Below are 25,196 nucleotides of genomic sequence, written 5' to 3'. Positions count from 1 at the left end.
AGCGGATGCCAAAGCTGAATATTTCAGGGCCTCTCGTTCAGCTCATCGAGAGACTCCTTCCAGGCAGGTACCTTAAGCGTTATGAACTGTTCCTGTACTCCGCTAACATTAACTTCCTGGCTGCTGAGTACTTGGTTATATCCCTCCTAATGGGACTTATCCTTGGACTAGCCTTTTCAATATTCAGTTTTCTGTATGGAGCTATTGCGTTCATAGCCGGTTTCATCGGGATGGCCTTCCTTTATCCCTACTGGCGCCTCACCAAAAGAATTGACGAGATAGAAAAAAGTCTCCCAGATGCCTTCTTCTACCTCGCTAGCTCCCTGAGGGCGGGTATTTCGTTTTCCGAAGCTCTGGAGGAGCTGACAACCGCAAAGTTCGGGGCACTTACCGAGGAGTTCAAGAGAACGGTTGCTGAGATAAACAAAGGTCGCCCAACGGCAGACGCGTTGAGGGCATTTGCCCTCAGAAACAAAAGATCACAGGTGCTATACCGCTCAATGATGATAGTCATTGAGGCCCTTGAGAGGGGTGCTCCTATGAGTGATGTTCTCATGTACGTTGCCAACGATGTCAGGGAGATACTGAGGATACAGCAGGAGAGAAAGGCATCGACGGGCATGCAAATAATGTTTTTTACCATAACTAGCGGTTTTGTTGGCCCCCTTATCCTCGGTATAGTTACTCAAGTAATGTCATCGATGAGCAGTCCGGAGCTTGGAATCATGTTTCCCATGGACTCGATGACAACGATTTTGATGGCCTTCGTTGTAGTCCAGGCAGTCCTTTCAGGTCTGGGAATGGGGATAATAAGAGAAGGGAAGTACAGCGCAGGCTTGAAGTATTCCCTTATGCTAACTGTAATGGGGCTTGTTGTGTTCAAAGTGGCCACGATACTCAAGCTAAGCTTCTGAGTCCTCTTCGGCCTTTTTTACTTCTATGACTTCTACCTCAAAGACTAGGGTCTTACCTGCTAGAGGGTGGTTGAAGTCAAGGGATACCTCGCTCTCTCCAACGGAGACTATCTTGGCTATGCCAGAATCGGTCATGACGTAGAGACCTTCCTGGGGTTCAAGGCCGGCCTTTGTGAATTCTTCCCTTGGAACGGAGATTACGAGCTCTGGGTTCGGCATTCCGTAAGCCTTTTCGGGGGGAACGGTCACGGTCTTCTTCTCTCCAGCTTCCATGCCAATTATGGCTTCATCGAGGCCAGGGATGATCTCACCGACGCCTATCCTGACCCACATTGGGCCGTACTCCCTCTCCTCGACGAGAATGCCATTCTCTCTGGCTATCTCCTCGTAGCTTGTGTCAAAAACTTCTCCATCCTCGAACCTTCCAACGTAGTGGAAGAGAACATAATCACCAGCTTCAACTTTCATTTCCTTCAACTCCAAAAGTGTCTTCAGCGGGAGTAGGCTCTCCCCTTTATAAATCTTTGGGCATTCGGAAACATACTTGGGAAGTGAGAAAAAGCAAAGGACTCACTCTTCGGGCAGGATGTAGTAGAGGTAGTGCGGTCTGTTCGTTATCTCGTCAATGAAGACTACCGTACCCGTCTTCGGAGGCTTTAGGTAGTGGACTTCGCCTTTCCTGGTAGTCACTGCCGCGAATGCATCTCCAGTCCTAACCCTGTTTCCCACGTTGGCTATTAAGGTCTTCGTGAACCCCTCAACGGGCAGTATCATCAGCTCGTCGCCCTTCTTGAGATAAATCCTTGTTCTCCCGTCCGGGAGGACGAGTATGACATCGGCAGTCATCTTTTGCTCCGTCCTGTCAACGTAGAGGTAAAAGCGGTCGTAAACTTCCCTCTTCAAGAACTTTGCTCTCGATGGGTCAATGAAATCTGGAAGCTCCTCGTTTTCTTTCAGCCAGACCTCAACGTTCCCCATAATGACGACGCACTCGGCCAGCGTCTTCCCGTCCTTTACGCATTCTTCCTGAGTGGTCTCAACGTAAAGCTTCGGCAGCTTCTCCATGTTCTCACCTGAGGTTTACTATGCCGTAAAACTTTTATATGTTTATTGGTACCTGCATCCGTGAGCATTCATGAACGCTAAAGTAAGGTTCATTTCCCTGCTAATTGTTTTGATACTTCTGACCTCTTTGCTGATGAATGCTAGTGAAATCAACGCCCCTGCCAAAAGAAACTCGAGGGCGGGCGATTTTATGGGCTTAATTTTGGCTGTCCTCTTTGTGGATGCTCTCTTACTGCTCATACTCATCGCTTATTATCGTTATGACAGATTCTCAGCAAAGAGGCGGAAGGACGTCGTCTCTGAGGTAGATATATTCTCGGTGATTCTTTACAGTATTTTTCTTCCGCTACTGATCCTGTTCTTTGGCAAGGCGGTGGCTGCGCGCTCCTCTAAAGGCTTGGTGTTAAACAGTACCGTTTCTTCTCCAACGGCATCTCCTGACATGATACTGCACAGAGTTGTGTCCTCACAGAGGAGTATTTCGCTCTATTCCCTTTTTCTGATTCCAATCTTTGTTGGGGTGGGATACTTGGCCTACCATTATGTGGTGGCGTGGTCTGAGGAAGTCCGTCGTAAGAAGAAGCTGGAGACCGCGATCAGCTTTGATAGAAAACTTGATGATCTTGGGCTCGACCAGTTTGATGGCCCTCGGGATGCGATAATCCAGATCTACAAAAACGCCGTGCTGTGGCTTGAGGCACTTGGGATCCCATATCAGGAAAGCTGGACGCATTGGGAGCATGCTGAGCATGTTAATTATATGAGAAACTTCTATTCTGAGCTCGTCAGACTCTTTGAGAAGGCAAAGTACGCCCCCGCCAAGATCGGCTGGGAAGACGCTGAGAGGGCGTTTGAAATATACCTCCGGTTGAGGGGGAAGGCCTATGAGCTTGCGGGAGTTAACTAAACAGTACAAACTAAGGATTGCTGTGGGCCTGGTGTTTATTGCAGGTGCCGTTTTGCCAGGTCCGTATTATGTTAGGTGGCTTTCTGCCGTTGCCCTCTCGGTTTTCGTGGCTTGGATGTTGATAGGCTACGATATTGTGATCGTAGGATACGATGTGGTAGTCGATAGGGGATCAGGTTCCGCTTTTCGGGTTAACAGAAGGCCCGACTTTGAGAGGGCTCTCCAGCTGGTAAAACGGACAAAAAAAGGCGGTGGAAGGGAGGTTGCGGAGGAGTACATCCTTGAGATACTCCACTCAATCACCGGCCGTTCCTTCTACGAGCTGAGGACAGATCCTCCAAAGGCCCTTCAGGCATTCTACTCATCTAAAAACCCTTATGAAGGGCTTAAAGAGGCGTTAAAAATCCTGGAGGCTGAACTAAATGAAGATTGAGGAAGTACATGAGAAGGCTGACCTCGTGCTTTCCGAGGTCGGAAAGGTCATCGTTGGAAAGGAGAACGTCCTGAAAATGATACTGGCCACAATCCTTGCCGATGGCCACGTTCTCATAGAGGACTTGCCCGGTCTGGCGAAGACCCTGATGGCGAAGAGCTTTGCCGGTGCCCTTGGCCTCGACTTCAAGCGCGTTCAGTTCACTCCTGATCTGTTGCCCAGCGACATCATTGGTGTGAGCGTCTTCAACCAGAAGACCCTCGAGTTCGAGTTCAGAAAGGGCCCGGTGTTCACTAACATACTCCTCGCCGACGAGGTTAACAGGTCTCCGCCGAAGACCCAGTCTGCCCTCCTTGAGGCGATGCAGGAGAGGCAGGTTACCGTTGAGGGGAAGACATACCCACTCCCAAGGCCCTTCGTTGTAATTGCCACTCAGAACCCGATAGAGCAGGAGGGCACCTATCCGCTCCCAGAGGCCCAGCTCGACAGGTTTCTGGTGAGGCTCCACGTTGGCTACCCAACGAAGGAGGAGGAGCTTGAGATCCTGCGGAGGAGGATAGGTAGAAAGAGCGACGAGGTCAGCGTTTCTCCGGTTGTCACGGCTGAGGAAGTCCTTGAGATGCAGCGCGCCGTTGAGGACGTTTACGTCAGCGACCCAGTCCTAGAGTACATCGTCGATATCGTCGAGGCCACGAGAAGGGACAAGAAGGACGTTGAGGTAGGGGCCTCTCCGAGGGGAAGCCTTGCACTCCTCAAGCTCGCGAGGGCATACGCGGCCATAGAGGGGAGGGACTACGTAATCCCCGACGACGTTAAGGCCGTGGCCATTCCAGCCCTGAGCCACAGGCTCATCCTCAAGAGGGAGTTGTGGTACACGAAGGTTAGCCAAGAGAAGGTTATGGCAAAGATCCTTGAGAGGGTCCCGGTTCCAAAATTCGATTGAGGGCGGGAAGAACATGCTCCAGTGGAGTATAGGCGGGTTACCTCAGCTACCATATCAGCCAGGCTCGCTACCCCCTGGAGAGAGGAAAATTGAGCCACCCAAAGGTGTCGCTCCAACTGCTAAATTTGCCCTTTTGGTTATCTCGGCGTGGGTTATCCCAATCGTCGCTTTCTTCCTTTTGAGGTGGGAACTTGTCTATCTCGTTCTTCCATACGTTACTCTCATCTCCGTTGAATACCTTCTTTTCAAGCCCCGCGGAGAAGTTAAAATCTGGCGCGTTGTGCCCCACGACAGGTTTCTTGAAGAGGAGGAAGTTGAGGTCGAGCTCCACGTCGTTCCTGAGTTCGATGTCGAGAATCTCGTTGTCCGAGACTTGGTGCCAGAGGAACTTGAAGTTGTTTCGGGTAATCCGGAGAAGGTTTTCTGTCTCAGTGCTGGTGAGGAGGGCATTTTAAGATACCGCGTTAGGATGAAGAGGGGAGTTCACAACTTTGAGGGGGTTAGGGTCTCCTACAGGGACCCCCTTGGCTTCTTCTCGGGGGATGTTTTAGTCGAGCTTTTCACGGAAGTCGTTGGAGTCCCTCGGATTTACGATATTCCAACGCCGTACTCCACGAGGGGTACCAAGATAACTATTGGACCGCTCCCATCCCCACGCCTTGGGGAGGGCCTTGAGTTTCACGCGGTAAGGGAGTACAGGCCAGGTGATCCACTTAAGATAATAAACTGGAAAGCAACGGCCAGAACTGGTGAAATAATGGCCAACGAGTTTGAGAGCGAGAGAAAAGTGGACGTGGTGTTTGTAGTCGATGCCTCCCGCGCAAATGCCCCTGTTTTGGACTATCAAGTTAGGGCTGCTGCTTCTCTTATGCTCAACGCTCTCAACGATGGCACAAGCTTTGGACTGCTCCTTGCGGAGGAGACGCCCCTCTGGGTCAGAGTGGATTATGGAAAGAGGCATTTCTTCAAATGTGTTGACTTTCTGAGTACTGCCAAACCGGGCTCAAATGATATCATACTGTACCAGGTCGAGCACCTTGCCAGAGTGGCCTTTCCACTGAGGGCCCAGATAGTCTATTTCTCTCCCCTACTGACCAGTGAGAGCCGAGAGACGCTTAGAATCCTAGGAGAGATGGGCTACAAAGTTGTTGTCATAAGCCCGAACCCGAACAGTCTTTACACTCCATCTACCGAGGAGGAAGAAGTTGCAATGAGGCTCGTTGAACTCAGGAGAAAGGCCCTACTGCGCGAACTCTCCACCTATGGACTGATAATAGACTGGGACGTCAAGAAACCCCTGAAGGCCGCGATAGCGGAGGTGATTAAAGTATGATACGACGGCTCTACCTTGCGGCGCTTTTTACCATCATAACATACATAACTTATCTTGGATTTGATAGCAGAGTTACCCTCGTGCTGTCTCTAGCTCTTAGTCTCTCCATATTAGTCTGGTGGATGGGCTATGCTTACCTAGCCCTGCTGGGGATTGCCCTGGTTTATCATAGGTTGGGAGGTTTCTACGGGTTGACCCTTCTCTCACTTGGAATAATCTTTGTTGAGTCCCTCCACCTTACACGCGTTGGTGCTTCCATGAGGCATTACGGAACCCTTACCGCAGCGGTAATCATGGCACTACCGCTCTATTCTGTTGCTTACTATCTTTCGGCTTATCTGCCAAGTCTGGTAAACACAATGGTAGCGGCTCTCTTTGTCGTTTCTCTTTACCTGCTCTTTTATCTTGTTGTTAGACGGTGATACTCCAGTCCCCCCATTTTTTCAGGACTTCCCTTGCCCTTTCTAGACCCAGCCTTACGCACTCCTCGAGTGGACGACCCCTCGAATAGCCTGCGAGGAAACCGCCTGCAAAGGCGTCCCCGCCGCCAGTTGGGTCGACGATTTCTTCGGGCTTTATCGGAAGGGCAGGGAACTCCCTGAACGAGCCGTCGTATACGAGAACACCCTTCTCGCCACGGGTTATCACGACCAGCTTGGCTCCCCAACCGTGGAGAATCCTGGCGGCATCTTTGACGTCCTCCGCCCCCGTGATCATGAGAGCCTCCCTCTCGTTCGGGAAGACTATTTCGACCCGAGAGACTATCTCCCGCAGGAGGTCTCTTCTCTTGATGTACTCCTCCTTGTACGTTGGGTTGAAATCAACGGTCACTCTCTTTCCCTTCAGTCGGTTGAGGAGCTTCAGCTGCTCTTCCGGTGGAATCGGGGAAATGTGAAAGACTTTGGCATCAAGGTATTCCTCTGGGATTGGGATTTCGCCCATCTTCTGGGCAACTCCCATCTCAACTGGGGCATCCACGCTTCCGTCCTCGTGGTAAATCATTTGGATGTGAATCGTCTTTCCAGGCAGTATTTGAACTCCACTAATGTCCAGCACGGAGGAAAGCGCTTGGAGCCACTCCTTCGGAAAGTCTGTCCCTATCTTCGTCACTAGTCCGACTTTTGCCCCGGCGAGCGCCGCCGAAGTGGCCACCCCCGCGGCGGCCCCTCCGGGCATTGTCACACGCCTTCCATCCGGGAATATAAGAGTGTCAATCGAAACGTGACCGATAACCACGAGATCCAGCATGATACCACCGGAGGCCCTTAGGGGTTCTCCTTAATACCGTTTCCGTTCTGGTCAGCCGTAATTTGTGTAAAGTTCGTAAACATCGCTACGGCCGACCTTCCCCACTCCCGTCTTCATCGTGGGGCTTTCGGGGGGAACGGAAACTCCCCACATCTTCAGGGCACGAAGGGAGATATTCCAAGAGCCAATAACGTCCCTATCGGCCTCAAAACCACACTTAGGACACTTCAAGACCCTGTGCCCATTCGGGCTTAACTTTCTCCCACATACCGGACACAGGGACGAAGTGTAAGCAGGATTAACAAAAACAACCTTTATCCCCTTCAGCTTGGCCTTGTATTCGATTATGTTTTGAAGCTTCCTAAAACTCCAACGATGAAGCCTACCGTTCACCTCAGCCGAATACCTAATCGAATCCCTGATTTCGGTCAAATCCTCCAGAGCAATACCACTGTATCTCTCCGCCAGCTCAACGATTTTATTGGCTAATTTGTGGTAAAGGTCGTCCAGCCTGTTCCTCTCCCTTTGCCCATACTTTTCGAGAAGCTCTTTCCTTTTCTTTCTAGTCCTAAGCTTTTTCTGAATCTTCCTCCGTTTTAGGAAGTAGCCAGTCCTTATCTCCCGCTCGTGAGTGAGTATCTGGACGAACTCACCGTTTGGAAGGCTGAGCGTAACGTTGTTCTCGTTCAAATCCACGCCGACAAAGGCTTCAGGTTCTCTCACTTCAACCTCTCTGGAAAAGACCACGTTGATGAAAACGCCTTTTGGAGTCCTCACCAACCACGCTTGGCCGATTTTCCAGTCCCTAAACTTCTCGTGATACTTGGATGGATAAAACTCCAGCTCAACCCTCCCGCTCGGAGTGGAGAGTTTTATCACTCCAGCCTCAAGGTCGAGCTTGAAGAGATGGTCGTCGAGCATTATGGCATCCTTCTTAAAAACTGGCCTACCATTAGCCTTACCCTTCTTTTTCCGCTTCCGATAACTCTTGTAAATCATTGTGGCCATTTGAGTTGCTGTGTAGTGGTAATGGCTTGGTAGTTCTGGATACTCCTTGCGGAGGCTTTTGTATGTTTCCTTTTTGAGCCTGTAAAAGCTCGTAACATTGTTCTCGAAAGCATAGCTGATGAGGTGGTTCACAATCTCCCGATAAGTGGAGAAGAGGTCGTTTAACTCCTCTGGTGGGTTTTTGAGCTTGAATTTTGCCGTGAGCTTAATCGTCTCTGAGGGCATTCTTTACCGCCTCGACGAGGCGTTTTTTCTTGTGAGAACGAGCTCCGTAAAGCTTTCCAGCGAAAGAGGTAACGATAGCTAACAAGTCTTCAACTAATTCTTTCTCTGGCGTTTTCTCTTCATCATTGAAGATTACTTCAATCTCGACACCGTGAGAGTTGAAGTATTGTTCGAGGTATTTGAAGCCAAAGCGGGTGAGCCTGTCCTTGTAGGTTATCACGACTTTGGTTACCTCTCCGCTTTCCACGAGTTTGAAGAGCTGTTTTAAACCCTTCCGGTTTTCGTTTAGGCCTGATGAAATGTCAGTGAGGATTCTAGCAACTTGGTATCCTTTTGCGGAGCAGTAGTTTTTGAGGTATTCGACTTGTCGTTCAAGGTCTTCTTTCTGGTCTCTGCTTGAGACTCTGGCGTAAATGACAACTTTATCGGGAACTTTGCCCTCAAGAAGTCTCTTTATTTCGCTTTCTGGAATGCGGTATTCTTTGCCTATTTTGTAGGCTTTTATTTCGCCTGTTTTGATTTTTCTGAGAAGTGTAGGCTTGCTGATTCCCAAGAGTTCTGAGGCTTTTCCCGTCCGATAAAGCTTCATAGTGACCTCCACCAAAACAAAATATGACTCAAAAACATTTAAACTTTACGCTATTAACTATTTATGAAACAGCCCCAATAGTAATTCCTTTACCTTCACTCGTTCAGATGCCCATCGAAAAGATTAAAAGTTTGGCAATCCAAAAAGTAGCGGTGATTTAACATGGAGTCCGTTTTCCAGAACGAGACAATTAAGGCTATTCTTGAGAAGTACCGCAGGATATGGGCCATTGGGCACGCTCAGAGCGTCCTCGGCTGGGACATGGAGGTCAACATGCCAAAGGAGGGCATTCTTGAGAGGAGCGTCGCTCAGGGGGAGCTTTCCGTTCTCTCTCAGGAGTTCCTGCTCAAGCCCGAGTTCGTCGAGCTTGTCGAGAAGGCCAAGGGGATAGAGGGCCTTAACGAGTACGAGCGCGGCGTTGTTCGTGTCCTCGACCGCTCGATAAGGATAAGCAAGTCATTCCCGCCCGAGTTCCTCAGGGAGATGAGCGAGGTCACGAGCCAGGCCACTAAGGCCTGGGAAGAGGCCAAGAGGAGCGACGACTTCTCCAAGTTCGAGCCGTGGCTTGACAGAATCATAGACCTTGCCAAGAGGGCCGCTGACTATCTCGGCTACGAGGACGAGCCCTACGATGCCCTGCTCGACCTCTTCGAGGAGGGCCTCACCACGAAGGAAGTCGAGAAGATGTTCGACAAGCTTGAGAAGGAGCTGAAGCCGCTCCTTGAGAAAATCATGGAAGAGGGCAAAGTGCCCAGGGAGCACCCGCTCGAGAAGGAGCGCTATGAGAGGGAGCAGATGGAGAGGGTAAACCTCTGGATACTCCAGAAGTTCGGCTTCCCGCTTGGAGTCCGCTCAAGGCTCGACGTTTCTGCTCACCCCTTCACCACCGAGTTCGGAATAAGGGATGTGAGGATAACTACCAGATACGAGGGCTACGACTTCAGGAGAACCATTCTCAGCACCGTCCACGAGTTTGGGCATGCACTCTACGAGCTCCAGCAGGACGAGAGGTTTATGTTCAGCCCGATAGCCGGCGGTGTCTCCCTCGGAATCCATGAGAGCCAGAGCCGCTTCTGGGAGAACATAATCGGCCGTTCAAGGGAGTTCGCCGGCTTAATCTACCCGGTGCTTAAGGAGAACCTCCCGTTCATGGCGAACTACACGCCCGAAGACGTTTACCTCTACTTCAACATAGTCAGACCGGACTTCATAAGGACTGAAGCGGATGTCGTTACCTACAACTTCCACATACTCCTCCGCTTCAAGCTCGAGAGGATGATGCTCAACGAGGGCGTTAAGGCGAAAGACTTACCTGAGCTCTGGAACGAGGAGATGGAGAGGCTCCTCGGAATCAGGCCGAAGACCTACGCCGAGGGAATCCTCCAGGATATCCACTGGGCCCACGGAACTATCGGCTACTTCCCGACCTACAGCATAGGCACGCTCCTCGCGAGCCAGATATACTACCACATGAAGCGCGACATCCCGGACTTCGAGGAGAAGGTTGCAAGGGCCGAGTTCGAGCCGATAAAGGCCTGGCTCAGGGAGAGGATACACCGCTGGGGAAGCATCTACCCGCCGAAGGAGCTCCTCCAGAAGGCCCTCGGCGAGGAGCTGAACCCAGACTACTTCGTCCGCTGGGTGAAGGAGAGGTATCTGTGATTTCTTTTCCTCTCTTTCTGATTTGTTTTTCTACGGTTCTTAGTGCGCTGGTTTGTGGTTCCTAGAAATGTATTTAAGCTCTTTTAATCAATATGGCGGGAAGGTGACGTCTTGTGATGAAGAAGTTGGTAAGCTTTGGACTAGTTCTTTTGTTTTTGGTAAGTTTGGGTGCAGTTCCAGTCTTCTATGAGAACTACGCAGAAGCGTTAGGCATACTTCAAAAAGAACCAACACCTTGGGCTCGGAGCTATGGAGGAAGCGGTTATGATGAAGCTAACGCGGTTGCCCTCGCTCCAAACGGGGATATAATCTTAGTGGGCCACTATGGGGGAACCGATTGGAGAGGCTCTGACGCTGATGTTTGGGTTCTCAGGCTCGATGGGAATGGGAATATTGTATGGCAGAAAACCTACGGGGAGCGAGATAGTTATTGGGCTAACTCGGCTGTCGTAGATAATACCACCGGAGATATTATTGTTGTTGGATACACTAACAGCACTGAGGCAGGGGATAAAGATGTTTGGGTTCTCAGACTTGATGGGAATGGGAATATTGTATGGCAGAAAACCTACGGGGGAAACAACGACGATGAGGCTGATGCAGTCGCTATAACTCAAAATGGGAACATTGTCGTAGCTGGTACATATGGAGGCTATACCTGGGTTCTCGAGCTTGATGGAAACGGCAATATTGTATGGCAAAAAGCTTACAGATTTTACGCCGTTATCAACGCCGTTGCTATTGATTCGAATGGGAATATTATAGTAGCTGGCACTAATTCTGATTTTTGGGTTCTCAAACTTAATGGGAACGGTGATTTTGAGTGGCAGAAATCCTGGGGTATTAGTAGGGCTGCAGATGAGGCTACTTCAGTTGCCATTGATAACGGGGACATCGTTGTAGCAGGATACACTTGGGGTTTTGGTACTAATGGTGATTTTTGGGTTTTCAGGCTTGATGGGAACGGTAATGTCATATGGCAGAAGACTTATGGGGGAAACAGCGAAGACGAGGCCAACGCGGTCGCCGTAACTAACAGCGGGGATATTATTGTAGCAGGTTACACTTACAGCTTTGGCGCTGGCAGGTCTGATGTTTGGGTTCTCAGGCTCGATGGGAATGGGAATATTGTATGGCAAAAAACCTACGGAGGGAACCTTCGAGATAGGGCTAATGTAGTTGCCATGGCCCCAAATGGAGATATTATCGTAGCAGGTTTTACTGAAAGCTTCGGCGCGGGTAACTATGATGTTTGGGCTCTTCGCATTCTCCCCGATGGGTACCTCCCTTCTGAGGGTATTAGGAACTTGGGTTTTCATGTAAGTGATAGCAATGCAATAGTAGGTGCCACGAACGCCATCTCATCTAGTTATACTCCAACTCCCTATGATACGAGTGTTTCAGAGAAGTTTACCAACGTTATCCCTCAAGACACGAACGCCGTAGTCGAGACCCAGTACTACTACGCTGGCCCCACTGAGTTATCTTTCACGTCTCCAACTCCAGAGAACGGTAGCGTGCTAACATCGGACTACGTTTTTGTCAACGTGACCTCCAACAACCTTTTGGAGAGTGCAAAGCTGGAGTGGAACGGTGAGAACATCACGATGGATAAAGCCTCAGATACTAACTGGTACTTTAATGTCACTGACCTAACAAACGGAGAGTACACTTTCAAAGTCTGGGGCAAGGATTTATCGGAGAAATGGGTTGCCAGTGAGGTTAGAACTGTTACCGTGAACAGGACGATCTTCTTGTCTTTTGTCCCGCCAACTCCGGCTGATGGTGCAGTGGTGAATGTTGATAGCGTCGTCATAAACGTCACTTCAAGCCAGCCCCTTGAGTCTGCCGTAGTGGAGTGGGATGGAGAGAATTTCACAATGCACAGAGAGTCTAGTGAGAGTTGGTATTTGGCTCTAACGGGTCTTTCAAACGGCCACTACACCTTTAGGGTCTGGGGTAATGATTCTCTTGGAAACTGGTTTAGCAGTGAAGCACGGACAATCACAGTGAATTCAACAGTCGTTCTTTCCTTTGTCCCCCCGACTCCTGAGAATGGCGCTGTTGTGGACACCGATAGAGTTCTGATAAACGTAAGCTCAGGTCGGCCTCTAAAAACTGTTCTGCTGGAATGGAACGGACGGAACCTCACCATGCAGAGTGCATCCAATACGAACTGGTACATTGAGATGACCAACTTAACGAATGGATACTACACGTTTAGAGCATGGGGAGAGGATCAGCTGGGGAACTGGTTTAGCAGTGGAGTCAGGAGCATTGCTGTAAACAGGACGATTTCGCTATCCTTTGTCTCGCCAACTCCCAAGAATAACAGTTCAATAAACTCCGACTACGTTTTCGTAAACGTTACCTCAGACCGGCCTCTCGAGATTGCCCTACTGGAATGGAACGGGCACAATCTTACCATGCACAATACGTCAAGCACGAATTGGTACTTGAATATAACGGGGCTAACAAACGGCCACTATGAGTTCAGAGCTTGGGGCAGAGATTCTCTTGGAAACTGGTTTAGCACTGAGGTTAGAACCGTCACCGTGAATTCAACGGTCGTGCTGTCCTTTGCTCCTCCGACTCCGGAAGACGGTGCGGTGGTTAACACTGATTATGTTCTAGTGAACGTTACCTCTGGTCAGCCTCTACAGGTTGCCAAGCTGGAGTGGAACGGCCAGAATCTCACCATGGAAATGCTATCGAACACGAGCTGGTATCTAAACGTGACCAATCTGACAAACGGTCGTTATACGTTTAGGGCTTGGGGCAGAGATTCCTTGGGGAACTGGTTCGCCAGTGGTATTAGAACGATTGCCGTCAACAGGACGATAACCCTGTCCTTCGTTCCCCCGACTCCAGGGGATGGTGACGTATTGAACTCCGACAGCGTTTTCATTAACGTCACGTCCAGTCAGCCTCTAGAGTCTGCCCTACTGGAGTGGGATGGAAAGAACTTCACTATGAACAACGCTTCGGGCACTAATTGGTACTTCAACATGACGGGATTAAAGAACGGACTCTACACCCTTAGGGTATGGGGCAGGGATTCCCTTGGGAACTGGTTTAGCACAGAGGTCAGGAGTGTAACGATAAAGGTCAACACCCAGTCCACGTACGATATCTGGATTAAGCTGTCGTGCCTGTGGACCACTTGGTTCTTCAATCACCGTACCGAGTTCTTTGAGCTCTACGAGAACGCAACGGTCTTGGGGGTTGATAACGAAACCATACAATTGGCATTGGAACTCAATGACAACGCGACGGCTTTGATGTTGGGTGCATGGGGAGCGGATAACTTGGAGGACATCAGGGCGAACCTGTGGAACTTCGAGTCGCCCACAAGGCGGATTCCACGTCTCTGGGACATAAGAAAGGCGTTCCTGATTGAGAAGGAAGCCGTGGAAATCCTAAGAAAAGCGCTGGGAGGCCTTTAACTTCTTTTCTTTTTTGTCATTCCAATTTTAACGCCCACGAGCGCTCCTATCAGAAGTCCAAGGATGAAAACCGCCAGCAATTTCAGTGGGAGCTGGTGTTGGGAGCTCTGTTCCTTTTCAACTGTCGCCTGTTCGTTCTCCCATTCTCCACTGTAGAGGCTCAGCGATATCAGGGCGTAAGCACTGCCATCAAAAGCCATGGTGTTTTTGGAACTTGCAAGCTCCAAGAACCGAAGCACTTCTTCGGTGTGGTTGTCTTTCTTTCCAGCGAGGTACAGCCACATCAGGGCCATTGCCGTTGAGTAAACGTCGTGGTTCCACGAGCCATCGAGGGCTGGAACTTCGATTATCGCGTAGTTTCTTCCGTCTTCGAACTGAAGAACGCTTCTCTCAGCGTAAAAATCTCCCACGAACTCAATGTAGTCCTCGGGAAGGTGGGGGTACAACCTTTGGTTCCCCTTAAAAAAGCCCGACTCATTTAAAAGAAGCGGCTCCCCAGAAATGATTAGAAATACCCTGCTATTTTTAGATGGGCCTGGGTTGAGGTCAATGCTGGCTTTCTCTCCACTGCCTTTCCATTCCTCTCTAACTTCACAGCCGTTTATGCTGTACTCCAGCTCTTTCACAGTGTAGTTGGTGACTCTCTTAAAGCTCAGCCTCAAAGTTGCGTTTCCGGCGTACTGCGTCTCTTCGAACAGTGAAGCTATGAACTCAAGCGTCTCGTTCGGTAGCGTCATGTTCTCTTCTCTGAGAAATAGGAGGGGTAAAACTATGCTCTCGTAGGGTGCCCTCATGTCTCTGTACGGCATCGGAAAGAGGAAACCCGTGAAGAAGTTGTCGAGATACGGGGTTATGAGCCTCTCCCGTGTTAGCCTTTCCCTCAGCCATTTCCATTCCCGGGAAACGTTGTAGCCGAGCCTCGATAGCGCCGCCACGGCGTAGGCAGTGGCAACTATGCTGGGCGACTCGTTTACCTTGTGAAGTCCCGTTTTCTCCCAGTACAGGTACACCGTGCTCGTCCAGTAGTTCTTGCTTTCGTTCTTCAGGAGGAACTGAGCGGCTTCCTCTATCTCTTTGGAGTTCGGGTTCTCCCCCGCTTCGAGAAGGGCTAAAATAGCGAGCCCCGTTCCGGCGGCCTTTGAAAGCTCCCAGTAGAACCACTCCGAGTCAGATTCAGGGTAGTCGTCCGTTATCACCGCGGGAAACGAACCATCTCCCCTCTGCCGGGATTTTATCCACTCAACGAGCTCCAGAAACTCGGAAGAGTTCCGCGGATAGCCGCTCCGCGCGAGGGCTATAACCTTCAGGCATGCCAAGTAAAAGCTCTCGTTGTCCCTGAAGACATTCCATCCCGAGAGGCCTTCCGTGATGTCCCATGGGTAGGAGTAGAGGGTTCTCGTCCGGTATTCCTCATAAGAAATGGGATATCCTTCTCATCTGTGTCTCACTGCCACCAAGAACCGGTGAGAACAGAGCTGAAGTGACAAAGAGGAGGAGAATCAAAGCAGCTAATTTTTGCTTCATACCCTCTCAATGCCCCCAAAGTTGTTTTAGGGATTATTCTCCTCGCTTATCCACGCAACCGGCTCGACCTCTATCGCCGCAACGCCGTACTTCTTCTCCTTCTCCTCTGAATAGAACTTCCGGTAAACCTTCACGCCCTCCTCAATGCTCTTGACCCCAGGCAGGACGTTCTCAAGGCCCTCTTTCTCCAGCATCTCCCTGAATGAAGAGTAGACCCTGACGTCCTTGACGACGCATACGAGCTTGTTCTCGAAGACTATCTCGTCTCCGGGCTTGATTTTCTGCCTCTTCTCGTCGTACAGCCTGCCCTCGATTTTCTTCTTTCCCTCGGCTATCGCCCTCAGGTACTCCTCCTGGAGGCCCATCTTCCATCTGGCCATCTTCTCACCTCACAGCAGTGCCCTGATTATGGACGGGCTGACCTTTATAAGCCTCGCCAGAAGGCTCGGCTTTCTCAGTATGGCCTTTGCAGTCCTCCAGTGGTCATCGAAGTCCGCCTGGCTCTCTATGACTTCCCTCGCCTCCTCGCTCTTCAGGACTTCAAATATTTTTTCAATGGCCTCCTGGTCGAGTCCGAGGAACAGCTTCCTGAACTTCAGGCCGAAGCTTATCTGCTTTCTCACCCATGAGCAGTAGTTCCAGTACCTCTCGGGTGCGCCCTCAATGAGTGCCTTTCTGAGGGCATGAGCGCAGAGCATTCCGTAGGCGATTCCGCCGGCGGTCGTCGGCTTTATCTGGAGTGCGGCGTCCCCAATAAGGGCAACGTTTTCCCTGATCCATGGCTTTCTCCAGCCGAGACCGACACTGCCAGCTTTGAACTCAATGGAGGAAGTAGGTTTAAGCATTCTAACCCTTAAGAACCTGTTTAGCTCGTCTAGGGTTCCAAAGGTTCCCACCCTCGCCAGGTCGTCTTCGACGGGAGTTACCCACGCGAAGAACTTGGGCGTTATCTCCTTGTTCACCCATACTTCAGTGAAATCTGTCCTTTCAAACTCCCCCACGACCTCGATCTCATATCCGGTCAGGAATTCTGCCTTCGTCGATGCCCCAATGTTCTTCGCCACCGTGCTCGCGACCCCGTCTGCACCGACATAGAAGGACGCCTCTACCTCAAGCCTCTCGTTCATGTGGCTCAGTACGGCCTTCCCGTTCTTGAAGCCCTGGAAGGTCGTTCCCATGAAGTAGTCGGCTCCCTTCTTTACCGCGCTTTTGGCCAGCTCTTTTTCAAGGGTCTTTCTATCAACGACATAGGCCTGGGGGGACTTTCTCTGGATTTCAAAGCTCTGTATTCGCGAATAAAAGACCGCTCCCCTTAGCTGGTTCAGAACGGCCTTTTCTGGGAGTCCGAGTCTTTCGTAGTTCTCGGCCCCTATTATTCCGGTGCAGGCTTTTCCGCCGAAGGAGGTTTTTCTCTCAACGACGGCAACGTTAAAGTCCCTCGCGAGAAGAGACGCCAGGTAGTTTCCAACGGGACCGCCGCCGATTATGAGGACATCGTACTTCATCTTCACCCCTCGGATGGGGTGGTTTTAAAACCCTAAAAACCTAACCTTTCTGGTGGTTCAGATGAAGGTTTTAGTTACTGGCTTCGAGCCGTTTGGCGGTGAGGAGATAAACCCCTCCTGGGAGGCCGTGAAGGGGCTTCCGAATGAGATTGAGGGCGCGGATATTATCAAGTTCCAGCTCCCGGTGACTTTCAGCGGTGTGAGGGAGATTCTTCCGAGACTGATCGTCAAGGAACGTCCCGACGCAGTCATCCTAACTGGACAGGCGGGCGGAAGGCCAAACATAACAGTTGAGAGGGTCGCGATCAACGTCATGGACTCAACTATGCCAGACAACGAGGGCTACAAGCCAGAGGACGAACCCGTCTTTGAAGGCGCTCCGGCGGCATATTTTGCGACGATTCCTGTAAAGGCCATTGTCAAAGCTCTCAGAGAAGCTAAGATTCCAGCGGCGGTCTCAAACACCGCTGGAACCTACGTATGCAACGCAGCCATGTTCACCGCCCTTCATACCATAGAAGTTTCAGGAATGACGACAAAGGCAGGTTTCATCCATGTTCCCTTCAGCCATGAGCAGGCCCTCGACAAGCCGAGGCCTTCCATGGCGCTTGAAACCATCAGAAAAGGCCTAGAAATCGCGATTAAAATGGTTTTTGAGGATTTGACCCGAGAAGGTTATTAAAGCTCGTTGAAGTCTATCTCGTAGGAGACCGAGCCGTTGAAGCTCTGGGCTTCCCTAAACCTTGCTATTATTCCGCTGAGGGCCTCTACCAGTGCTCCCCTTATTTCCCCCATCAATCTTTCTGCCGCGTCCTTGCTCGGAAGCTCAAAGACCCTTCCTTTTAGCTCTGATATCGGGAGATCTTCCTCGCCTATTCTGACGGTCGGCGTGATACCCTTTAGTATCTCCTGGAGTTCTTCATCGAACTCAAGCTCCCGAACTTTTACCTTGTAGGTTCCATTCATTATGTCGTATTCTTTGTCGAACACTATCCTCAGCTTCATTGGGATTCACCACTATAGTTCTACGCATTCAACCTTAAAGACCCTATCGGTTTGATTTTCAAACCCCCTAAACTTTTAAGGTCACGTCCGAAGTTTCCGGTGAAGGTGATGACTCATTCTAATCCTAGGGCTTGACGTCGTCGGCGAGAATCCAAAAAGGTTTGCGGTGGTGAGCTGGTTCAACGGAAAGCTTGAGAGAAAGGGTGAGTTTACACTCTACAGGTTAATCCGCTTCATTCAGGCTAAAAGGCCGGATATTGTTGCCATTGACAGTGTTACCGAACTTGGTGATGATTTAAGGAAGTTTCTGCGCGCCCTCCCACCAGGAACAAAGCTCGTCCAGGTCACTGGAAAGCCTGGGGAGCAGAGGACCCTCCAGAGCCTCGCCAAGGAGCACGGGATAAGGACTGGCGACCGCTTTGACCCCTACGAGGAGGCCAAAGTAGCGGCTCTTCTAGCGAGCAAAGGAGTCGGCTATGAAGTCCTCGCCTTCGAGGACGAGGTGATTGTGAAGGTAACCCGCGGCAGGAGCCACGGGAAGGGCGGCTGGAGTCAGGATAGGTACAGGAAACGCGTTCACAACCTCGTGAGGGACAAGGTGAGGGAGATAGAGGACAGGCTTAGGAGGGCGGATATACCATTCGACCTTGAGACCGAAGAGAAGGACTACGGGCTGGCCAGGGGCGAGTTCAGGGTATACGCCAGCAGGGAGGAGCTCGCCGGCCTTATAAGACCGATGAGGGGTGGAGATGTCGAGGTCAGAATTCAGCCCGTCGAGAGGGCTGAACTCGGCTTCGCTCCGCTGAAAAAGGAGGAGGCAATACGGGAAAGGAAGAGCATCATAGTTGGCATAGACCCCGGGATAACCGTTGGGATAGCGGCGATAGATCTCGACGGCAGAATAGTTGCTCTCCACAGCGAGAGGAACATGCCCGTCGGAGAGGTGTTCCGCTTCATCAGCGAGATTGGACACCCGGTTATAATAGCAACGGACGTTTCTCCAGCTCCGGGCTTCGTGGAAAAGATAGCCCGCTCCTTCAAGGCCCAGCTCTTCGTCCCTAGGGAGAGCCTCCGCGTGGAGGAGAAGAACGAACTCCTAAGGGATCTGGGAATAACCGTTGACGATGACCACCAGCGGGATGCTCTGGCAGCTGCATACAAAGCCTACCTGAGGATAAAGCCCAAGCTGGAACACATTGATGCCCGCCTGAGAGAAGCCGGTCTGACTAAGAAGTCCGACGAGGTCAAGGCTCTCGTAATAGCCGGCTACAACCTTGGGGAGGCGATGCAGAGGGTAACCCTGAGGGAGAGAAAAAAGGAAGAAGAGAAGGAAGAGCCCGAGACAGAGAAAAGCTTCGATGCCGAGCCCTATCTCAAGAGGATACGTGAGCTTGAGAGAAGGATTGAGCTCCTTGAGAGGGAGAACGAAGAGCTGAGGGAGATAATCAAGGAGCAGAGGAAGACGATAGGAAGGCTTGAGCGGAAGATAGCCGACTACGACGAGGAGGTGAGAAGAAAGGTTCTGCGCGAGCGGGAGCTGGAGGCGAAGGTCAGGCGCATTGAAGTCCTTGAAAAACAGCTGAGGGAAGCGAAGGCCGTCATCGAGAGGCTGAGCAGGGATCTAGTCCAGGTAAAGAGGATGAACGTGGTAGAGGTTCGCGGCTCGGCGGTTCCACTTAAAGTTCTCAGGGTTCTTAGCTGGGGTGAGCTGGATAGGATAGAGCGAGAAGTCGGCTTAAGGAAGGGTGATGTGCTCTTCGTGATAAACCCTGCTGGAGCTGGGAAGGCGATAGCTGAGGAGCTCGTTGAGAAGGGGATAAGGGCCATAATAACGGAAAAGCCTCTGCCCGAAGTTGTGAAAGAAGTTCTCCGTGAGGCCCACCTACCGTTCTTCACGAGCGAGGAGCTTGACGTCAAGAGGGTGGATGAGTTTGCCGTTGTTGAGAGGGAGACGCTTGAGAAAGCTATTGAGGAGCTTCTCAAGAGATGGGAAGAGGAAGACCGCGAGAGGGAAGCGGAAAAACTGCTCCGTTTGGTCGAGGAGTACAGAATTGAGAGGGCCAGAGAACTGGAGAGGAAGGCCAGGGAGGAGCTTGAGGGGGAGAAGCGGAGGAAGAGGGAAGGGTTTTAAGCTCTGAGGTTCTAAATAGGCCGGTGGTGTATATAACCAGGGAGAGGGCGATAATAAAGGGCTCGATCTTCGTTGTCTTCCTGGGCTTTCTGACGGCCGTCATCAACGGAAGGAGCGACCACATATACCGCACTATCGTAGCTATTCTCGGTCTCTCTATTCCGCTGGTTCTTCCCAAGAAGCTCCTGAATCCCCCTGAAAAAGTAAAACCCTTCCTCTCCCCCGTTTACGACGAGAGGACGATGGCGGTTCTCGGGATTTTCATAGCCGTCCACGTCTCCCTCGTGAACGTGCCCTTCACCCACTACGACCTCTTCCATCGAGACTGGAGAAACGCCGACATGATAAGCCACTTCCTCGGCGGCCTAACGGTCTGGCTGATCGTTGCTCAGATTTTATCAGAACTTGAGGGGATTGGAATCAAACTCTCCAAGAGACAGGTTGTCCTCTACACCTTCATCGTCTTCTACGTCCTCTCCCTCGGCTGGGAAGTGGCTGAAAAGCTGAGCGAGAGCGAGATAAGCTTCATCCATGAAAGCCTCACCAACAAGCTCCGCGATCTCCTAATGGATACTCTGGGAGCGCTCTTCGGGTGGTGGGTGGTAGAAAAGAGAAGGTACCCCTTCGGTTTGGGGAGGGATTAGCCAGTATTTTTAACCCCGCGATGCTCAACTGCGAACGTTTTGTTAATGCTCTCTTCTGGACTCCGAATTTATGAATATGACTGTTCAGAAAAGCTTATTATTGTGAAAAGTTGAACATTGATGGTGGCTCAAATGAGGGTGTACTCCCCTGGAAGGGTGAATCTAATCGGAGAACACACCGACTACTCCTACGGCTACGTTCTCCCCATGGCGATAGACCGCTACACCGTCATAGAGGGGGAGCCGCACGAGAGGGTGGAGCTTTACTCGGAGCACTTCAAGAAGAGCGTGTCCTTTGAGCTGGAAAAGCTGGAAAAGGGAAACAACTGGGCGGACTACGTGAAGGGAGTCTACTGGGTTCTCCAGAGGGAAGGGTATGAAGTGGGGGGCATGAAGGGAAGGGTCGGAGGAAACCTCCCGCTCGGCTCCGGCCTTAGCTCTTCCGCGAGCTTCGAGCTGGCAGTGCTCGCTTTCCTGAACGAGGCCTATTCCCTCAAGCTCTCCCGGCTCGATATGGCCCTCCTTGCCAAAAAAGCCGAGAACGAGTTCGTTGGCGTCCCCTGCGGGATACTCGACCAGTTCGCGATAGCCTTTGGCAGGGAGGGGAAGGCCATATTCCTCGACACGGAGACACTTGACTACGAGTACCTGCCGTTTCCGGAGGACCTTGAGGTTCTCGTCTTCTACACGGGGGTCAAGAGGGAGCTCGCCTCCTCTGCCTACGCGGAAAGGAAGAAGGCAATCGAGGAGGCCCTCCGGGTTCTCGGAAAGAGCTCCTCGAAGTACGTGACTGAGGAAGAGCTTTCAAAGCTCCCGGAGAAGGAAAGGCGGTACCTCGGCTACGTTGTCCGCGAGAACTCCCGCGTCCTTGCCTTCAGGGACGCCCTGAAAGAGGGGGACGTCGAGGCCATGGGGCAGCTCATGGTCGAGGCCCACAGGGACATAGCCGAGAACTACCGCGTCAGCTGTGAGGAGCTCGACTTCTTCGTGGAAAAGGCCCTCGAACTCGGCGCCCTCGGTGCCAGGCTCACGGGGGCGGGCTTTGGTGGCTCGGCCATAGCCCTCGTGGAGCACGGGAAGGGCGAATCCCTCGGAAGGGAAGTGGCAGAGCTCTACACGAAGGTCTTCCCATGGACGCCAGAGGTCTTCGTGGTAAGGCCCTCTGAAGGGGTGATGGTTCTATGATGTCCCTCGTCTTCCACGGCAACCTCCAGTACGCTGAAATCCCGAAGAGTGAAATCCCGAAGGTCATAGAGAAGGCCTACCTCCCCGTCATCGGCAGGCTCCTCAAGGAGGAGATTCCCTTTGGGCTCAACATAACCGGCTACACGCTTGAGATTCTCCCCAGGGAGGTCATAGAGCTAGTTAGGGAGGGAATAGCGGGCGGCCTGATAGAGATAATCGGAACGAGCTACACCCATGCCATACTCCCTCTCCTCCCGCTTGACAGGGTAGAGGCCCAGGTTCGGAAGGACAGGGAGCTCAAGGAGGAGCTCTTCGAGGTTTCTCCAAAGGGCTTCTGGCTTCCGGAGCTCGCCTACGACCCGATAATCCCTGCCATACTGAAGGACAACGGCTACGGGTACGTCTTTGCGGACGGAGAGGCGATGCTTCTCTCGGATCACCTAAACTCCGCTGTGAAGCCGATAAAGCCGCTCTACCCGCACCTCATAAAGGCCCAGAGGGGGGAGGGCAACGTTTTCCTCAACTACATCCTCGGCCTCAGGGAGCTGAAAAAAGCGGTGGAAAAGGCCTTCCCCGGAAAGGTAACACTTGAGGCGGTCAAAAACATCGATGCCGTCCCCGTGTGGGTGGCGATAAACACCGCGGTGATGCTCGGGATAGGGCGCTTCCCGCTCATGAACCCAAAGAAAGCAGCGAACTGGCTGAGGGGGAAGGACGATGTACTGCTCTATGGGACTGACATAGAGTTCATCGGCTACCGCGACCTCGCCGGGAGGAGGATGAGCATAGACGGCCTTCTTGAGGTGGTTAAAGCTCTCAACGTCGAGCTCTCCCTACCCTCGGAGCTGAAGCACAGCGGAAGGAAGCTCTACCTCAGAACTTCGAGCTGGGCGCCCGACAAGAGCCTTAGAATATGGACGGAGGATGAGGGGAACGCTCGCTTGAACATGCTCACCCCCTTCGTTGGGGAACCCCTTGCTTTTCTGGCTGAAAACAGCGACGCCCGCGGGTGGGAGCCTCTCCCTGAGAGGAGGCTCGACGCCTTCCGGGCGATATACAACGATTGGAGGGGTTCGAAGTGAGGGATTTAAGGAGAAAGGTCTCAATAGCCCTGCTTGTCCTGATGGCCGTCTTTTTGATGGCCGACCAGAATCTCCTACCCCCTAACTACCAGCTGATAATGGAGGAGTTCGGAATAAGCGAAGCCAAGATGGGGCTTGTATCGTCAATATTCGTGGCAACGAGCGCTTTGATAACAATAATCTGGGGATTTCTGTCGGACATAAAGCAGAGGAAGAAGCTCCTCGTCATAGGCGTGCTCCTGGGCGAAATCCCGTGCTTCCTCACTGCCTACGTCACGAACTACTGGCAGCTCTTGGCCATGCGCTTCCTCACGGGAATAGGAATAGGCTCCATAATCCCCATAGGCTACTCCCTCATAGCTGACATGTTCGAGGAGTCCAAGAGGGGAAGGGGCTACGCCTACATGGAGACGGCCTTCGGCTTTGGTACGCTCCTCGGAATGATAATGGCCGGAATGATAGCCGGCTGGAGGCTTCCCTTTATCCTAGCCGCCGTTCCCAACTTCATCCTCGCACCGCTCTTCTACTTCATAGCGGAGGAGCCCAAGAGGGGCGAGGGTGAAAAGGAGCTTCGAGAAGTCCTTGAGAAGGGCTACGAGTACAGGTACAGAATAAGCTGGGAAGCTGTCAAGAAGTCCTTTGAGACGAAGACAAACCAGCTCATCTTCCTCCAGGGAATCATCGGAACGGTTCCGTGGGGCATCATAATGTACTGGCTCATCTCCTTCCTCCAGGTAACGAGGGGAATGGACAAGACAACCTCCACCTTCGTGCTCCTTATCATCGGCATCTCAAGCGTCCTCGGAAGCCTAATGGGAGGGTTCCTCGGCGACTACTTCGAGGCACGGTGGAGAGGAGGAAGAGCCATCCTGACCGGGGCGGCTATCTTCATTGGAATGCTGGCCTCGATAGGCATAATCCTCTACCCGCTTCCCTCCCAGCTCACAGCCAAGGACTGGGCCTTCATAGCGGTCTACTCGCTCCTCTTCATCCAGTTCGTGTCCTACGCCGGGCCCAACGTGAGGGCGATAGTTTCACAGGTCAACCTTCCGGAGGACAGGGGTACAATATTCGGCCTCTTCAACATCCTCGACAACGTCGGAAAGGCCACCGGCCCGCTCCTCGGCGGCCTGATGATAGAGTGGCTGAGGGGCATGGGTTACTCAAAGCCCCTCGCCTACCAGTACACACTGCTCATAGGCGCGCTCTTCTGGATACCCTGCGCCCTCACGTGGCTCTGGATAAAGAAGACCTACCCGGAGGACAGGGACGCGGTGAAGGCAATATTAAAGAAGAGGGCAGAAGAGCTCCTTTCAAAGGCACCTGCCAATTAGCCCCTTTTCTTCCTTTATCTTTCCGCAGGCTTCCTTCAGCCTCTCGGCGTTCTCCTCTGGAACTGAATCGTACGTGAACTCCCAGGTGCCCATCTCTATTCCGGCCGCGAACTTCACCTTGTTTGCGTCCCTAAGGATCGGGTAGAACTCGATGTGGAGGTGGTAGAATGGATACCTCCCCTTGAACGGCGCCTGGAATATCATCATCGTGTAGGGCATCCCCCTGTCGAAAAGGGCATTGAGCGTTGCGGTGGTTGCCCTTACTGCATCTGCCAGGTCCTCGCTCTCCTTCCCGTCGAGCTGGGTCAGGTACTGGACGTGCCTCTTCGGATAGACGTGGAGTTCGAACGGCCAGCTCGCGAAGAATGGGAGGAAGACCGCGAAGCTATCGTTCTCGTAGATCACCCTTCCTCCTTTCCGCTCCTCCTCAAGGATCCTGCAGAAGAGGCACTCGCCGTGTTTCTTAAAGTGCCTCCGGGAGTTCTCGATCTTAAGCCTCACCTTGAGCGGAATGAAGGGGAGTGCGTAGAGCTGGCCGTGGGGGTGGTGGAGGCTCACTCCAATCTCCTCGCCCTTGTTTCTGAATATGGCGACGTAGGCTATGTGCCTGTTTTCTCTGAGGGTTCTGGTTGCTTCCTTCCACAGCTCCACGACCTTTACCATCCCCTCCCTGGAAAGCTCGTCGAGGTCTTTCAGCCCGTGCTCCGGCGTCTCGACTATTACGCTGCACTGGCCAATGGCCCTCGCCTTTTTGTAGAACTCAACTTTCTCCGGCTTAGGGGCCTCGAAGGAGAGCATCGGGAAGCGATTTGGAAGGAGGAGAACTTCCCAGCCGTAGCCGGTCTCCTCAGTGCCAGGACAGAAGGGGCAGAAGTTCTTGGGTCGCCAGGGGCGCTTTTTCCTCTCCGCTGAGACCATTATCCACTGCCCGGTTAGGGGATTGAACCTCAGTTCCCTCATTTGATCACCGGTGGTGCTTCTTTTCGATCCTTTAAAATTTTTTCATCATCCGA

At 52.0% G+C, this 25,196-nt stretch carries 24 protein-coding genes; 14 read left to right on the top strand and 10 right to left on the bottom strand.

The window, feature by feature from the left end:
* Window positions 1–5: 5 nt before the first annotated feature.
* Entirely contained in the window at window positions 6–914 is a 909-nt protein-coding gene (locus TK_RS09265; protein WP_048053754.1) for a type II secretion system F family protein, read from the top strand.
* Here TK_RS09265 and TK_RS09260 read toward each other — a convergent pair.
* Both TK_RS09260 and TK_RS09255 read right to left on the bottom strand, forming a co-directional pair.
* Window positions 903–1,382: an FKBP-type peptidyl-prolyl cis-trans isomerase gene (locus tag TK_RS09260; protein ID WP_011250801.1), complete on the bottom strand. Its 480-nt coding sequence runs from the start codon at window positions 1,380–1,382 to the stop codon at window positions 903–905. The genes TK_RS09265 and TK_RS09260 overlap by 12 nt on opposite strands.
* A gap of 102 nt (window positions 1,383–1,484) precedes the next feature.
* A complete protein-coding gene (locus tag TK_RS09255; RefSeq protein WP_011250800.1) occupies window positions 1,485–1,979 on the bottom strand; it encodes a DUF2118 family protein in 495 nt (164 codons plus the stop codon).
* Between the two features lie 70 nt (window positions 1,980–2,049).
* Here TK_RS09255 and TK_RS11680 point away from each other — a divergent pair, with 70 nt between their 5' ends.
* From TK_RS11680 to TK_RS09230, 5 genes are read left to right on the top strand one after another with little or no spacing between them, the layout of a single operon-like run.
* A complete protein-coding gene (locus TK_RS11680; protein WP_011250799.1) occupies window positions 2,050–2,886 on the top strand; it encodes a DUF4129 domain-containing protein in 837 nt (278 codons plus the stop codon).
* The gene (locus TK_RS09245; RefSeq protein ID WP_011250798.1) at window positions 2,864–3,319 is read left to right on the top strand and encodes a hypothetical protein; all 456 of its coding nucleotides are present in this window, start codon (window positions 2,864–2,866) and stop codon (window positions 3,317–3,319) included. Before TK_RS11680 ends, TK_RS09245 begins: the two co-directional genes overlap by 23 nt.
* Window positions 3,309–4,262: an AAA family ATPase gene (locus TK_RS09240; protein WP_011250797.1), complete on the top strand. Its 954-nt coding sequence runs from the start codon at window positions 3,309–3,311 to the stop codon at window positions 4,260–4,262. The genes TK_RS09245 and TK_RS09240 overlap by 11 nt, the downstream gene beginning before the upstream one ends.
* Before the next feature lie 13 nt (window positions 4,263–4,275).
* A complete protein-coding gene (locus TK_RS09235; protein ID WP_011250796.1) occupies window positions 4,276–5,595 on the top strand; it encodes a DUF58 domain-containing protein in 1,320 nt (439 codons plus the stop codon).
* Complete coding sequence (locus TK_RS09230) at window positions 5,592–6,017, top strand: hypothetical protein (RefSeq protein ID WP_011250795.1); 426 nt, start codon at window positions 5,592–5,594, stop codon at window positions 6,015–6,017. The genes TK_RS09235 and TK_RS09230 overlap by 4 nt, the downstream gene beginning before the upstream one ends.
* On the opposite strand, the gene TK_RS09225 is transcribed toward TK_RS09230, so the two are convergent.
* The 3 genes from TK_RS09225 to TK_RS09215 are packed head-to-tail and all read right to left on the bottom strand — an operon-like array spanning window position 6,007 to window position 8,665.
* On the bottom strand, window positions 6,007–6,843 hold the full coding sequence (locus tag TK_RS09225; RefSeq protein ID WP_011250794.1) for a carbohydrate kinase family protein: 837 nt from the start codon (window positions 6,841–6,843) through the stop codon (window positions 6,007–6,009). The genes TK_RS09230 and TK_RS09225 overlap by 11 nt on opposite strands.
* Window positions 6,844–6,894: 51 nt before the next feature.
* Window positions 6,895–8,076: an RNA-guided endonuclease InsQ/TnpB family protein gene (locus tag TK_RS09220; protein ID WP_011250793.1), complete on the bottom strand. Its 1,182-nt coding sequence runs from the start codon at window positions 8,074–8,076 to the stop codon at window positions 6,895–6,897.
* Complete coding sequence (locus TK_RS09215) at window positions 8,057–8,665, bottom strand: IS607-like element ISTko2 family transposase (RefSeq protein ID WP_011250792.1); 609 nt, start codon at window positions 8,663–8,665, stop codon at window positions 8,057–8,059. The genes TK_RS09220 and TK_RS09215 overlap by 20 nt, the downstream gene beginning before the upstream one ends.
* 162 nt (window positions 8,666–8,827) lie before the next feature.
* On the opposite strand from TK_RS09215, the gene TK_RS09210 reads away from it, so the two are divergent.
* Window positions 8,828–10,327, top strand: coding sequence for a carboxypeptidase M32 (locus TK_RS09210; RefSeq protein WP_011250791.1), 1,500 nt, complete (start codon window positions 8,828–8,830; stop codon window positions 10,325–10,327).
* A 116-nt stretch (window positions 10,328–10,443) separates the two neighbouring features.
* Window positions 10,444–13,773, top strand: a complete 3,330-nt coding sequence (locus TK_RS11675) for a hypothetical protein (RefSeq protein ID WP_052273634.1) — start codon at window positions 10,444–10,446, stop codon at window positions 13,771–13,773.
* Here the strand turns inward: TK_RS11675 and TK_RS09200 are convergent.
* The 3 genes from TK_RS09200 to TK_RS09190 form a co-directional block, all read right to left on the bottom strand.
* Window positions 13,770–15,089 carry a prenyltransferase/squalene oxidase repeat-containing protein gene (locus TK_RS09200; RefSeq protein ID WP_011250789.1) on the bottom strand — a complete coding sequence of 440 codons (1,320 nt, stop codon included), beginning with the start codon at window positions 15,087–15,089 and terminating at the stop codon, window positions 13,770–13,772. The genes TK_RS11675 and TK_RS09200 overlap by 4 nt on opposite strands.
* Window positions 15,090–15,323: 234 nt before the next feature.
* Window positions 15,324–15,677 (bottom strand): ASCH domain-containing protein, encoded by a 354-nt coding sequence (locus tag TK_RS09195; RefSeq protein WP_011250788.1) that lies wholly within the window; start codon window positions 15,675–15,677, stop codon window positions 15,324–15,326.
* Window positions 15,678–15,686: 9 nt separating this feature from the next.
* Window positions 15,687–16,802, bottom strand: coding sequence for a geranylgeranyl reductase family protein (locus TK_RS09190; protein ID WP_011250787.1), 1,116 nt, complete (start codon window positions 16,800–16,802; stop codon window positions 15,687–15,689).
* Between the two features lie 61 nt (window positions 16,803–16,863).
* Between TK_RS09190 and pcp the strand changes: the two genes are divergently transcribed.
* Window positions 16,864–17,484, top strand: a complete 621-nt coding sequence (pcp, locus tag TK_RS09185; protein WP_011250786.1) for a pyroglutamyl-peptidase I — start codon at window positions 16,864–16,866, stop codon at window positions 17,482–17,484.
* Here the strand turns inward: pcp and TK_RS09180 are convergent.
* Complete coding sequence (locus tag TK_RS09180; RefSeq protein WP_011250785.1) at window positions 17,481–17,807, bottom strand: hypothetical protein; 327 nt, start codon at window positions 17,805–17,807, stop codon at window positions 17,481–17,483. The genes pcp and TK_RS09180 overlap by 4 nt on opposite strands.
* Before the next feature lie 166 nt (window positions 17,808–17,973).
* On the opposite strand from TK_RS09180, the gene TK_RS09175 reads away from it, so the two are divergent.
* The 5 genes from TK_RS09175 to TK_RS09155 all read left to right on the top strand — a co-directional run bounded on the left by TK_RS09175 (window position 17,974) and on the right by TK_RS09155 (window position 24,183).
* Window positions 17,974–19,938 carry a DUF460 domain-containing protein gene (locus TK_RS09175; RefSeq protein ID WP_011250784.1) on the top strand — a complete coding sequence of 655 codons (1,965 nt, stop codon included), beginning with the start codon at window positions 17,974–17,976 and terminating at the stop codon, window positions 19,936–19,938.
* Between the two features lie 23 nt (window positions 19,939–19,961).
* Window positions 19,962–20,582 carry a hypothetical protein gene (locus TK_RS09170; RefSeq protein ID WP_011250783.1) on the top strand — a complete coding sequence of 207 codons (621 nt, stop codon included), beginning with the start codon at window positions 19,962–19,964 and terminating at the stop codon, window positions 20,580–20,582.
* A 123-nt stretch (window positions 20,583–20,705) separates the two neighbouring features.
* The gene (locus TK_RS09165) at window positions 20,706–21,767 is read left to right on the top strand and encodes a galactokinase (protein WP_173254066.1); all 1,062 of its coding nucleotides are present in this window, start codon (window positions 20,706–20,708) and stop codon (window positions 21,765–21,767) included.
* Window positions 21,764–22,849: a hydrolase gene (locus tag TK_RS09160; protein ID WP_011250781.1), complete on the top strand. Its 1,086-nt coding sequence runs from the start codon at window positions 21,764–21,766 to the stop codon at window positions 22,847–22,849. The genes TK_RS09165 and TK_RS09160 overlap by 4 nt, the downstream gene beginning before the upstream one ends.
* A complete protein-coding gene (locus TK_RS09155; protein ID WP_011250780.1) occupies window positions 22,846–24,183 on the top strand; it encodes an MFS transporter in 1,338 nt (445 codons plus the stop codon). Before TK_RS09160 ends, TK_RS09155 begins: the two co-directional genes overlap by 4 nt.
* Here TK_RS09155 and galT read toward each other — a convergent pair.
* Complete coding sequence (galT, locus tag TK_RS09150) at window positions 24,163–25,143, bottom strand: galactose-1-phosphate uridylyltransferase (protein WP_011250779.1); 981 nt, start codon at window positions 25,141–25,143, stop codon at window positions 24,163–24,165. The two genes, TK_RS09155 and galT, sit on opposite strands and share 21 nt — an antisense overlap.
* Between the last annotated feature and the right edge of the window lie 53 nt (window positions 25,144–25,196).

Source organism: Thermococcus kodakarensis KOD1, from assembly GCF_000009965.1.
GTDB classification, from domain to species: domain Archaea; phylum Methanobacteriota_B; class Thermococci; order Thermococcales; family Thermococcaceae; genus Thermococcus; species Thermococcus kodakarensis.
Note: the sequence above shows the minus strand (reverse complement) of the source record. Positions and strands in the feature narration are given on the sequence as shown.